11 protein-coding genes and 1 tRNA gene are annotated in these 12,044 nt (G+C 56.7%); 3 read left to right on the top strand and 9 right to left on the bottom strand.

What is annotated here, in order from left to right:
• Positions 1-737: 737 nt before the first annotated feature.
• Positions 738-1,811: a bZIP transcription factor gene (locus tag DI041_RS08750; protein ID WP_136638339.1), complete on the bottom strand. Its 1,074-nt coding sequence runs from the start codon at positions 1,809-1,811 to the stop codon at positions 738-740.
• 302 nt (positions 1,812-2,113) lie between these two features.
• Positions 2,114-2,566 (bottom strand): hypothetical protein, encoded by a 453-nt coding sequence (locus tag DI041_RS08745; RefSeq protein WP_049398948.1) that lies wholly within the window; start codon positions 2,564-2,566, stop codon positions 2,114-2,116.
• Positions 2,567-2,681: 115 nt separating this feature from the next.
• Here DI041_RS08745 and DI041_RS08740 point away from each other — a divergent pair, with 115 nt between their 5' ends.
• Complete coding sequence (locus DI041_RS08740) at positions 2,682-3,179, top strand: MarR family winged helix-turn-helix transcriptional regulator (protein WP_136638340.1); 498 nt, start codon at positions 2,682-2,684, stop codon at positions 3,177-3,179.
• A gap of 405 nt (positions 3,180-3,584) precedes the next feature.
• Here the strand turns inward: DI041_RS08740 and DI041_RS08735 are convergent, their stop codons facing one another.
• Together DI041_RS08735 and DI041_RS08730 are read right to left on the bottom strand one after the other, a co-directional pair.
• The gene (locus tag DI041_RS08735) at positions 3,585-3,926 is read right to left on the bottom strand and encodes a hypothetical protein (protein ID WP_136638341.1); all 342 of its coding nucleotides are present in this window, start codon (positions 3,924-3,926) and stop codon (positions 3,585-3,587) included.
• Positions 3,927-3,966: 40 nt separating this feature from the next.
• Positions 3,967-4,500, bottom strand: coding sequence for a hypothetical protein (locus tag DI041_RS08730; RefSeq protein WP_136638342.1), 534 nt, complete (start codon positions 4,498-4,500; stop codon positions 3,967-3,969).
• Positions 4,501-4,649: 149 nt separating this feature from the next.
• On the opposite strand from DI041_RS08730, the gene DI041_RS08725 reads away from it, so the two are divergent.
• Entirely contained in the window at positions 4,650-4,991 is a 342-nt protein-coding gene (locus DI041_RS08725) for a helix-turn-helix domain-containing protein (RefSeq protein WP_136638343.1), read from the top strand.
• Between the two features lie 5 nt (positions 4,992-4,996).
• Here the strand turns inward: DI041_RS08725 and DI041_RS08720 are convergent, their stop codons facing one another.
• The gene (locus DI041_RS08720; RefSeq protein ID WP_136638344.1) at positions 4,997-6,199 is read right to left on the bottom strand and encodes a site-specific integrase; all 1,203 of its coding nucleotides are present in this window, start codon (positions 6,197-6,199) and stop codon (positions 4,997-4,999) included.
• Positions 6,200-6,648: 449 nt separating this feature from the next.
• Here DI041_RS08720 and DI041_RS08715 point away from each other — a divergent pair, with 449 nt between their 5' ends.
• Positions 6,649-8,091, top strand: a complete 1,443-nt coding sequence (locus DI041_RS08715) for a DUF8370 family protein (RefSeq protein WP_136638345.1) — start codon at positions 6,649-6,651, stop codon at positions 8,089-8,091.
• Positions 8,092-8,543: 452 nt separating this feature from the next.
• Here DI041_RS08715 and DI041_RS08710 read toward each other — a convergent pair whose 3' ends face one another.
• The 4 genes from DI041_RS08710 to DI041_RS08695 all read right to left on the bottom strand — a co-directional run bounded on the left by DI041_RS08710 (position 8,544) and on the right by DI041_RS08695 (position 11,970).
• Positions 8,544-9,407: a toll/interleukin-1 receptor domain-containing protein gene (locus tag DI041_RS08710; protein WP_053092122.1), complete on the bottom strand. Its 864-nt coding sequence runs from the start codon at positions 9,405-9,407 to the stop codon at positions 8,544-8,546.
• 79 nt (positions 9,408-9,486) lie between these two features.
• Positions 9,487-10,050, bottom strand: coding sequence for a DUF4760 domain-containing protein (locus DI041_RS08705; RefSeq protein ID WP_211195182.1), 564 nt, complete (start codon positions 10,048-10,050; stop codon positions 9,487-9,489).
• A gap of 789 nt (positions 10,051-10,839) precedes the next feature.
• Positions 10,840-10,915, bottom strand: a tRNA-Thr gene (locus tag DI041_RS08700).
• A gap of 50 nt (positions 10,916-10,965) precedes the next feature.
• Positions 10,966-11,970, bottom strand: a complete 1,005-nt coding sequence (locus DI041_RS08695; protein WP_136638346.1) for a 2-hydroxyacid dehydrogenase — start codon at positions 11,968-11,970, stop codon at positions 10,966-10,968.
• Positions 11,971-12,044: the final 74 nt, after the last annotated feature.

Here is a 12,044-nt window from a genome sequence, read left to right as displayed (position 1 = left end):
AGATCGAACACCACCGTACGCTTCATACATGGCCACCACGTCTTGCGGTTGCAGGCACGAGCTCGTACACCGCCGCCCACACGTTGCACGTTAGGCTTAGGGCACATGGACTTTGATAGCGCTTCGTATGCGCTTTACATCCGCATGCGGGACCTCCAAAGCGCGCTTTCACGACCAAGTCCCCGTGCAACCTCGTGGCCAATTTCGCCGTGGATCAATGACAACTGCGGTTCACAACAATCGACATGATCATCCGGGTAGCCATCGAATCGACCATGTGTCATGTGGATCGTCATAAACACTGCATACATGGGCGAGCAATCTATACATCACAGTGATTGCCGGGAGGTTGCGCTCATAAGCGGCCTGCAGGATGCTCGCCAGGGCTCACCAGAAGCTCGCTGAGCGCGCTGCAGGACCGGCCAGCGACACCCCTACGCAAACACCGGTGGGATTCAACACAGAGGCTTACAGGTCATCCTCAATGACTCCGAGGCGCGCTCTCCACACAACCCCGGCTATAATTTTCTGCGCGTCCCCGAAGGGGCGCGCATCTGGACCCGAGGTGCGAGGGCCGAAGGCCCGAGTACCGATGGGACCAGTCACGGGACATCAACGTTGGCATCCCAATAAATATCTACCTTCTCAAAGAGAAGGTAGTTGCTCTTGATTTATAGCTCTTATGGGGCCGCTGACAAGCAAGCTCGTTTGCGCTCATAAGACCTTATTGGCGCTCGCTATGCAGCCAGTTTTCGCCGTTGCTCCTCGCGATGCTTGCGCTGGCTGTTCCGGTTCTGCTCACGCCTCCTGTCCGCACGGGGATCGCCAGAGGTGCCTGCCGCGTTCAGCGCGCGTGTCACCTTCCGCTTTACGCTCGAGCACTGCACGGCGAATGGGCAGTTGTGACACGGCATATCCCGCACGTCGTTACGATTGCCGATGCACGCCGGAACGTATCCTTCAGGCGCTTCGTTGACCTCAGCAGGCACGGCGACCATCGCTAGCGCATCCCGGACCATGTCTGCTTCAAACATCGCCTTGGCACGCGCCTCTGTCAGCGGTCCACCAGCCCCAAGATACCGCGCCAATCGGGCGGGGCGGTCCTTTGCGTGCAGCACATCGGCACTCAATGCCCGCATTGCCGCAGCATGCACGGGATCTTCTCCAGACGGCTCCATAAAGAAGCGCCGATCCCAAGCGGGCAAGAACAACCGTTCACTAGTCTCAGCCCAGGTGGGGTGTCCTCGCATCCATACACCGAACAACTTCCCGGAAGTCAGCTGGTTTGGCAATGGTGGGCGCTTCGCCTTCCGGCCCACAATCCATCGTTCCATGACGACCTCGCAGAACAGATCGTACGGCATTCCCAGTTCGTCAGCCTTCTGACGGGCCCGCCACAAGCTGGTAATAACCGACCTGTCGTTCAATGCGAGACTTGGCATACAGGGCTGCTTGTGCGGCGCTTCGGAATAGTCAAAGTGACGCGCCCAAGCAGCACGGTACGCAGCGATGTATGCCTCCGTGAACGCCTGCGTGGCCTGCACCGGGGACATGTAGCGGTTCCCGATCCAACGGGTGCGAAGCAACAATGCCTCTTTGGCAAGCAAGCCTTTATCGATGTACGTGCGCTGGAAGACCAGCTCTCCCACCTGTCGCTTCACGGGATCAGCCGACTTCAGCGCGCGTTGATACGAGGCATCCCTGCTCTGCGCCTCCATCACGCTCTTCGCAGACGCCTTCTTTCGGGCCGGGTTAGGCCGTTTCACCTTTACCTTCCCGCCCGTCGCGCCCGACTTCTTGTTCCTAGCCATTCTCCTGCCCTCCTCGATAGAGACAGTGTTATACCGACCGGGTCGATGAAATCGCCGGTCTTCTTATGTTCACTAGCGCACGGCGCGCCCGAACGCTTCCGCTGCGGGCGCGCAATGGATTGACGCGAGTCAGATGAGGGAACGACCCCCAAGCGGTTGGATGGCGCTATCGCCAAACGTGACAGCCTGAACTTCACCTGGTCCCAGGCCATCCCTAGCCATCACGCTCCTTAGTGCCGTTAGGCGCAGAGGGTCCCCTCCGCACCCAACATGGTCGGCAAGGGCCGCTACCGGCTCGGACCTCAGCGACTGACGGCGTCGAGCTCCATCACGTGCAGCTGCACTTCAGCAGAGACAAGCATTGCGGGAGTGATGCGCTTCTTGCCGCAGTGGCGCAGGTAGGTCACAGCACGCCGAACGTAGTCGCGGTAGTTGATGCCCGTCATGTCAACCAGCTGACGGGCCCTCCAGATAGCGCGAAACATCGGTTCGTCGCAGACACGCAGGTCGTAGCGACGATCAGCGGCACCCGTGTTGAGCTGGATCACCTTGGCGAACTCCATCGTTGCCTCAAAAGCAGTCATGTCGCGACACGCAGAATCCCGTCGCGCCTTGCAGCAATCTTCCGCAGAAAGCGATTCCGGGCCCATGATTTCCTCAGCAATGCTGTACTGGGCGACGCGAGATGCCTCGTTACCTTCGCGCTGCGCAGCAAACAGGCGGGTCGAGCGCTCGATGCAGCTATTCTTCTTCATTGAATTTTCCCTTCTTTTGTCGCGGTTGCCGGCGGCCTCCGTCGAAAGCAATATTGAGGGCGAATAATTTGGGGGACTCATTGAAGTCGAATAGTCCGCCAACCTAAAATGCGGTATGGCAACCGCACCCTACACCCCCCTATCGCATGCTGAATTCAAGGAACTCCTGATCCTTGCTAATGACTTGACCGGCGAGTTGGATGCAGAGCTATTGCTATACAAGCCCATCAAGCTCTCCACCCCCGCGTTAATGGTGCTAGATGCGATAGCTCGGGCCGATTCCTCCAAGGCAAGACCACTGACCCGAGCCAGCTTGGCCCGGCTCATGAAAGTTGCGCCTTCGTCGATGTCGTCTCTCGTCGCCCGATTGATCAGAGAAGAACTTCTAGAGGACAGGCCGTTGGATGACCGGTCTCGTGGACTTCAAATCAGGCAGGAGGGGCGAGTCCTGCTTGCCCAGGCAGCTGCTGACTGGGAGGATTGCTTCGAGAGGGCCAAATGCGATCTGTCGCCGCTAGAGTGGCAACAATTGTTCGAGACGATCAAAAAGCTCAACACTGCACGGGAGAAAAGGCGGATTGAGGAGAGGGCAAAGTACATGCGGGCTCCCTGATGTCGCAGGCATACACGTAGCAGGCGATCGCACGACAGTCAGCACGGTGCGTCATGCTATGTATGGAGTGATTCTGCCGACGACGCCACTTCGCCGCTTATGCACTGCGACTTTTGCGAACCACCTAGGACTTCGTGTTTTGGACGCAACTCATCCGCATCCGCACTAAAAGCCCAATGTCTGCCAATGCGCCAATCGCTGCACAAGGCTCGCCTGGTGAAGCAGCTACACCCCTGCATCGACAGTCCTCGGACAGCCCCACATTGATCGGTAGCGCGATCCTAGAGCGCCTACTCGATGCTGCTAACCCGGCGACTGAGACAGCAGCCAGATGGTGCATCAACTGACATAGAAAGGCCCGCTGACGTTGCCATCAGCGGGCCCGGTTGGGATGTATTTAGTCGCTCAACGAGGGCGGATACCAAGCCCCAGGAACACAGCCCCAGCAATGGTCAGTGCTTGCCCCACTGCGAGCGCATGCATGTTGGCAATATTGCCGTAACCGTTTGCTGAGGGGTTGATCAGGAAGTAGAGCCCAATGGCGAGTGCGACTAGCCCCAATGCCACACACGCCGCTGTCGAGCCACGCTCTTCCCGGGCGTTCGCGCTCGCACGATTCGATTCAACAATTGCCTTGGGCAGGTCCGCATAGCACTTAGGACACTTCGCGGATGATCTACCCGAGGGGATGGCAGCACGGCAAGCCGGGCATTGATAAAGGTTAGTTGCTGGATCGCTGGTTTGCATGTTCTCTCCTCCATGATGGGATGTGCGGGGGTTTCCGACATCAGCCACCGGTTGAACTACCCATCTGCGCGTCTTTGACCAGATCGCGCAGCGCAGCGCGCTGCTCGTCATCTAGGCTGTATTCGGTATCGCAGACCCGGACCTCGATCCTTTTGGCACCAGCGAAAGCCCCTGCTTCTGCCAAGGTCATCTTCTTGCCGAAGGAAAGGATGGCGTACTCATATCGATTGAAAGCGGGCATGTCGCTGGGAAGCGAAACAGCCCTTCCGTCCACGAGCATGTCAAAGCCCGTACCGGCACAGCGAACGTCATAGGACATGTTGAAGGTGACGATGGCCGAAACGGTGAAAGAGTCCGACTTCGTTACAGCGCGGTCTCCGTCTACCACGCTCTGCAGGCTCAGAGAAATGCCCCTGCTGGTCTTGGACAGCTCCGATAGCTCCACTTTGGCCTCGTACGAGGTTCGATCCTTGAAACGGTCGTATGACCGCTGTTGTTGAGCCACTACCTCCCCGGGAACAACAGCAGTCAGCACCAACGACATGACGGCAAAATGCGTAATCCGGTTCTTCATCCCAACGTCCCCGACTGAGCGCTGACGGGCCCGGCCACCCCTTGCGGCCAGTCATACCTCGCACAACGCCATATACTGATATGGTAATGACTTCTACTGATCAGGTATATGGCCCATGCTGCTGCAGGTTCACAGACCGTTACCTCCGCGTGCCCTCGCCCACTGTCATTACTGCAACGTTTTCCAAGCGGCTCTCCGAAGCTCGAGCACTGCGCGGGCTGTCCCAGCGCGCGCTGGGGGCGCTGGTGGATAGGGATCAGGACAAGAACCGGGGTGCCGTGCTGATCAACAGGTACGAGCGCGAACGAAACCAAGCCGACATGACCAAGGCTGCGGAGTTAGCCAAGGCATTGGATGTACCGGTCGCCTATCTATTCGCTGAAGACGATGACCTGGCTGCAGCGATCTTGGCTTTCGCCAAGCTTCCCTCTGGGGAGCGCCAAAGGATGCGGGAAGAGCTCGAGCGTTTGGCTGGCGAGCAGCGGGAATAGCGCTCTCACGCCGCCAACTTGGCAACAGCCGCCGCCAAAGTGTCAGGGGCTAAGTGTGCGTAGCGAAGAGTCATAGTGATGTCTGCATGGCCTAGCAGTTCGCGCACAGTGTTTAGGTCCACCCCTGCCCGCACCAGACGCGATGCGAAGTGGTGCCGCAGGTCATGGAACCGGAACTGTTCAATGCGGGCATCTGCAATCAGCTTGCGCCACCCTTTTTTGATATCGGTCACGTCGAACACCTTGCCCGCACGTCGCTCACCCGCTTGACCGGCCCAACGCTGCAGGACTTCCATGGCTTCGGTGTTCAATGGAATGTGACGCTGCCTACCGGACTTCGCGTTCTCTGCGCGAATGGTCAGCATCTTGGCTTCCCAATTGATATCAGCCCATGTCATCGACAGCAGCTCACCCCGCCGCATGCCGGTATTGATGGCTGTAAGGACCACCGGGGTCAGGTGATCGACATAACCGTCCATCGGCAAGTCAGGCAGAACCGCTTGCCGGTACTTACGTCGGGCCGCATTCGCGTTCGCCCTCCCCTCAACCCCAGCTAGATCGCGCGCTGCCAGCGCGGCCCGGAGCATCGCTTCTTCATCCGGGGACAGGAACCGAACGACCTTGCGGCTCGCGGCTGATCGCTGACGCATGCCCATCAAGGGGTTCGTCTCGATCAGCTTCCACTCAACGGCCCGAGACAAGGCAGACCGCAGGCAAGCAAAGTCGCGCGCTGCGGTAGCCTTGGTGACTGCGTCAGGGCCAGTGACACGACCGCGCCACCATCGCTCCATTGTGGGAACGTCAATTTCGATGATCTGGCGACGCAGCAGCCACGGGAACACCGATCGGATGCGGTCCGGGTACTGACGACCACCTTTGAGCTCAGCTATCGCCCAGGGTTCGAAGTGGTCGTTAAGGAGCACTTCGAGAGTGCAACTGGTGGGCTTGGTCTTTGCGAGCGCTGGCAATCCCGACTGAACGTACTCAGCAACGGCCTGCCGGGCTTGGTCACGGGCCTGATCAAGTGTCAGATGTTCGACCGACCCCAAGGTACGACGCTTACCGTGCGCCCAGGTCACGATCCAAGCCTTATGCCCTGAAGGCTGCACACGCAGGATCAGGCCGCGAACCTGAGCGTCCCTGAGCTCATAGGGGCGCTCTCGGGGCTCAGCGGTGAGAACGATGCGCTTGGTGAGGACGGATGACATCGGGCGGGTTGTCCGTAAGTGGCGATAGAGCCAACTTAGGACAGGATGCGAGGCGGTGTTTGGATGAGGATCGTCCGCAGTGCCGCGCACCTAAATCCCCAAAAACAGAACAAGGGGCTCGGCAACTTGACCGCCGTCACAGTTCATGCCATAACGCGAATGATCTTGGGTGAACCGTGCCGGGCCGCCGAAGCCAACGGATCGTACTCAAAAAAATCCAGACCTTCCGACCTATTGGGAAAAACCAAATGGGTGTGAGCCCACTGGCGATGGGACTACTCAACTCCGCAATGGCAATGAGTGCTTGGTCATTGGAGCAAGTGATTCAGTAGTGAGAAGCACTGACGGCAGGTCCAAACTCAGCAACAAGATATTCGTGCACTTGCTCTGTTAACGGAAGAACCGCTTGCCCTTCTCAAACGGACAAGCTTGGATCTGAAGGAATCGCGATGACCTCTAATGAACCAGTAACACTTTCGATGGCGTGGAAGGTCACCCAGACGCAACTGGAATCTGTGGGTGCGATTGATGTGACACTCAATTGTGACACCAACCTCTTCATCGACCCACTCCTTCTGGATGATGCATCAGACGACGAGTTTGCTCAGTGCGCAACCGAAGCGTACACCTCGAGGTTTGAGAACATATGTGCCCTGCTTGCAGAATCGAAGCAAGGCGGCGACCTCGCAGATAGGTCCGCCAGAAATCTACTGAAATTTCACGAAGTCCCCTACACTCATCTTGGCTACTCGAGCGGGACTTCCGGCTCGGGGTTTGGCTCGCAACTTATAGACAACTTGGCTATCAACGCCAAGCAAGCCATTTCCATTGGAGTTCGGGATCCCAACCTTTTCATGGTTCTCTGCTTGTTTGAAGCAGGAGTGGGCCCAGACCGCATCAGCGATATGACGACCAACATACTGGTCGACTGCTTAGCTGCATTTACACTTAGGGCATGCACGCAGCTCGAAATCCAAGTTCAAGCTTTTACGCTGGCCGGCAAGAAGCACCAGCTCCCGTGGAACCCGCTTAAGCCCAGCGAGCCAATCCTCCTGGTTCCGCGCGACATCGTTAGAGACCTTCCGATTGCTGCCGACTGGAGCGCGATAAGCGAAGCTGCTCAGGTAACCGAAGACCTTAAGAATAGAGTGAGCGCTCAGATTGGCGACATCTGGCGGGCGAAAACGAGACGCGACAAGGATGAGACACTTAAGATCGCCCTTAAAAGCAAAACCTCTTTTGAAATGCTTCTGGACTTGGTTCGCGCTGCGGCGGATGCCCCTTACGACCTGAAGAATGACCATCGCGGCGAGATATATCCGGCAGAGCTAAGAAAGCGCATAGCAGCCACAGAGCCATTGTCACTGCATCAATACTCTGGACGGACGTTAAATCTGGCCGAAGCGACGGATGCCGTGACGAAAATAATCGACAAGTTCAAGTCGCTAATTGAGGACAAGGGACTCTGGAAAGAGCTGTGGAACGAAAAATTGACAACAGCCCGCTTAGAGAAGGCAATGCAGCGCCTATTTTACGCAGTCGCGGCTGCTTACTGCGAGGCGAACAACCTCGACCTATCCCCCGAGTCAGACGCAGGATGTGGGCCGGTAGACTTCAAGATGTCCAACGGCGCCAATGTTAAGGTTCTCGCTGAACTCAAGCGATCCACAAACTCAAAGCTTGTTGCTGGCTACACAAAGCAACTTGAAGCTTACAAAGGTGCGGAAGGGACGACCCAAGCGTTCTACATTGTGATTGACATCGGCAACCTAACCTCTCGGAAGATGTCCGAGCTGAGTCAAGCTAGGTCTGCCCGACTTGAAGCTAACCTCCCTGCATCCGAAATAGTAATTATCCACGGGCAACCGCAGAACTCAGCGAGCAAGCGATAGCGTTGGTGGCTCGCGGCATAGCGTATTGAGCCAGATCGCGAACCGTCACTGTCCAGCTACTTCAGTCGCTTGTTTCAGCGCGCAACGAGTGGTCAGCAAGGCCATAGCCGTGCGGTTCTCTTACAAGCAGAGGAGCTAGTGACGAACGGAGACAAAGGCCTCTGTCCCCGCGAGCCCTAAGCGAGCCTGAAGCCAAGGTGCTCGCGGCTGCTGTAACTGTTCAGTACGGCTACACGCCATCCACAGTTGACTGCAATTGAGTTAATGCGCGCGACGACTCGAATCAAACCCCTCGCCAATCAATGATTTCCAATACCCACACAAGCAAAAAAGCCCCGGCCAGGGCCAGAGCTCATCGCTATAACTGGTGCCAAAGCAGGAGTCGAACCTACGCCCTCATCCCAAGCACTGCCAGACGCCAGATCGTACTCAGCCCGGCCAATTGTTATACCTCAACCTCGCCCTGCAGGCTTGCTTAAGACATTTTGCATATGGTCTCGAGATTCGTTGACGACCCCCGCAACGTTCAGAAGTACATCCTTGCCCGTATCTTCACCAAGACGGCGGCTGGAAATAAACCCCACCATCACACCAGCACCAAACGCAAGAGGAATTCTAAACCTCTTCTCTTCGGCATCTTCGAGAAGCGCTTTTAGCTCTCCATTCTCCTCGATGCTTTCAGCGAATTGCTCCCAAACTCGAAGCTTGGCTATCTCGGCATTGTCCGCTGCGGCTATCTCTTTAAACTCTTGAGACGCTGCATCATCGCCAATGATCACCACCTCTGTTAAGCAAGTGTAGGGCTCGTATTTTGGGATTTGGATGAAGGTGGCTTTTATGGCGACATTTCCATTATCGTCCAAACCGGAGCTGATAGACCAGTCAACGTGGTAGGTATCTTCCTGCACCCTAGAGAGCGACGCATTAGTTACCTTTGCAATTCCATCAACTACGGCCTTCAATCCTTCATCAAAGTTCGTGCGGAAGTCGGCATAGAACTTGCCTCGTGCAAATATGGGTATATCGCAATCTCGAAGAAGAACTGGCATCACTACGACTCTCTTTTCTTCAAGCTCTCGCAGCAGGCCCGCCGAGAGCTCTCGTTTGCACCATTCCGACTGCACCGATTCCGGAGAAAGGACAACGAGCAGAGCGCTCGCGCCCTCAACTGCCTGTTGGACTTTGTCGATGAGTGAGTCACCTACGCTAAGCTCCCATCGATCGACCCACACGTGCACATTTTTCTGCACCAGCTGCACTGCCAATTGATCTACGAAATCCTTGTCCTGATGCGAGTAACTTATAAATACAGGCATTATCCATCTTCCCATTAGTTACAGGAGCTTGATCAACCTTCACCACGAAGAAAGTTCGACTTTAATTACTTATCACCAATCACCGGAGGCGATTCTTGAGATCATCAAGATCATCGAAAGATCGCTGACTCATCTTCTTGGCGAACGGCATAAATCTATCGATGATATCTATGACAGTTGGACCGAGAGACTCCTTAAACATAAGCTCGTCTATTCGATTTGACTTTAGCGAAAATCTGACATGCTCAAAGTAGTTTAGGACGAGAATGACGGAATTCTTTAGATCCTCATCCCCCTCAATTTCCTCTATGAGCTGGTTGTTTGATTTTTCGTCCCTCAGCGCCTTGTACTTTCGGGTCAGCTTGCGAGCCTGAAAGAGGTGAGGATCATCCCAGCTAGTTAGGAGATCAAAGGTGTTATTTATTTTTTCCGAACGTCTCTGGACAAAGGCATTCACGGCAGTGAAATATGTAGAAAGAACGACACCAGCTCCCCCCAAGCAAAGCAGAAATGCTTTTGTTGCTTCGAAGAACTGAGTACTACTCAACGGTGCTGGCTGGCTGTAAACGGTTCTAGCAACCACAAAGGCCGCCAAAATAAGCACTGCCGCTACAGCCCAAAAAACACCCCACATCAATCGCATGCCCCCCCCCCTGTGATTGCCGACTGACTAATAGCAGGATTCCAGACTCGGCTAGGCGACTCACCCAGGGCACGCCGTATAGCGCTCCCTCCCTGCTACGCCTCGATTTTATGGTTACCAAGGTCGACAAACAAGCCGGTGCTTATCCGGACCTAAGCGTACTGGCAAGACGGTGGGCTTCGCTCGTTGACATCTTGAAGGAGCGACCGGCATGGGGAACGATACGACTGATCTCCTTCGCCTCCACGCACAAGACTCCTGGCATTCATGACGCGCCGCCAACGTTATCTTAGTAAGAGGACCGAGCAGGCCTTTGGTTTCTGATGACGAGGTTACGCAGATTTTCGCAACCGCAGGCATCTTTCCTTTGTCGGGGTCAATGACATCGTGGAATTCGCGAATCACTTGGCGACTGCCGGATCGCGCACTTCATCACTTCGCTAATCGAGGTCTCTTCTGTGGGAAACAGCACCCGATCAGGAATTCAGAGCATCATTGCATGAGCACCGCCCCTTCCTGCCGGGCTAGAGTCTGTAGCTGACCAATCGTCGAGCCTTGTGAGACGAAAGGTCTTCACTGTTTCCGCCTGTAAGACTCCAGCGACCTAAGTTGTACTGAAGCCGATCGATCACACGTGTTCCGGGGTGTTGCGCGGACAAGAACGATCCGCAACCTGTTGAGTGAAAGCTCAACCAGCGTTCGGCCCGAAGTGAATCCTTTTCCTATCAATAGGTTCCAACATCCGTCCAAACAAAAAGCCCCGGCCAAGGCCGGGGCTTTTCATGCAACTGGTGCCGGAAACAGGAGTCGAACCTGCGACCTACGCATTACGAATGCGCCGCTCTACCAACTGAGCTATTCCGGCTGAGCCCGCGATTTTACGGGCTGGGCGCCCCGGCGGTCAATCCACCCGGCTCAGCCTGCCTCCACCCGGTTCGCACACACCCGCCCCGCCGCGAAATCCCGCAGATTCCCCAGCGTGATCGCCGAGATCTCCTGCAGCGCCTCTACGGTGAAGAAGCCCTGGTGGCCGGTCACCAGCACGTTGGGGAAGGTCATCAACCGCTGGAAGGCCTCGTCGTCGATGATCTCTCCGGACAGGTCCTGGAAGAACAGCGCGCTCTCCTGCTCGTACACATCGATGGCCAGATGACCCAGCCGGCGCGACTTCAGCGCGCGGATCACCGCATGGGTATCGACCAGCCCGCCGCGCGAGGTATTGACCAGCATCGCGCCCGGCTTCATCCGCACCAGTGAGGTGTCGTTGATCAGATGCTGGGTGTCCGGTGTCAAAGGGCAATGCAACGACACAATGTCTGCGCGGGCCAGCAGTTCCTCCATGCCCACCATCTCGCCCACATCCGCAAAGCCTGCCGACGGATACGGATCGTGCCCCAGTACGGTGCAGCCCATACCCTTGAAGATGCGTGCGGTGGCCAAGCCTATCTTGCCGGTGCCGACGATGCCGACCGTGCGGCCATGCAGGGTGCGCCCAAGCAGGCCATCCAGCATGAAATTGCCCTCGCGCACGCGGTTGTAGGCGCGGTGGGTCTGACGGTTGAGGGTCATCACCAGTGCCAGTGCATGCTCGGCCACCGCTTCTGGCGAATAGGCCGGCACGCGGGCAACAAACAGGCCAAGCGCCTTTGCCGCTGCAAGATCTACATTGTTGAAGCCCGCGCAGCGCAGCAGCACTGCCCGCACACCCACTGCATGCAGGGCGTGCAGCGCCGGTGCATCAAGTCGATCATTGACGAACACACAGACCGCCGCGCAATCCTGGGCCAGAGCAGCCGTATGCACATCCAAGGCCGCATCGAAGTAGACAAACACGAAGCCCTCTCCAGCGGCGTCGCGCTGGTTGGCTTCCTCAAGGAAACGACGATCGTAAGGGCGGGCGCTGAAGACGGCGATCTGCATGGAAGAGCCTGGGTGGGATGCCACGCCGACCATACCGCAGCAACGCGCCTTCTGGGGACGGCACCGGCGATGCC

Origin of the sequence: Stenotrophomonas maltophilia, from assembly GCF_004920835.1 — a bacterium.
GTDB lineage: Bacteria > Pseudomonadota > Gammaproteobacteria > Xanthomonadales > Xanthomonadaceae > Stenotrophomonas > Stenotrophomonas maltophilia_AQ.
The sequence above is the reverse complement of the archived record's forward strand: the minus strand, read 5'-3'. Positions and strand labels throughout refer to the sequence as shown.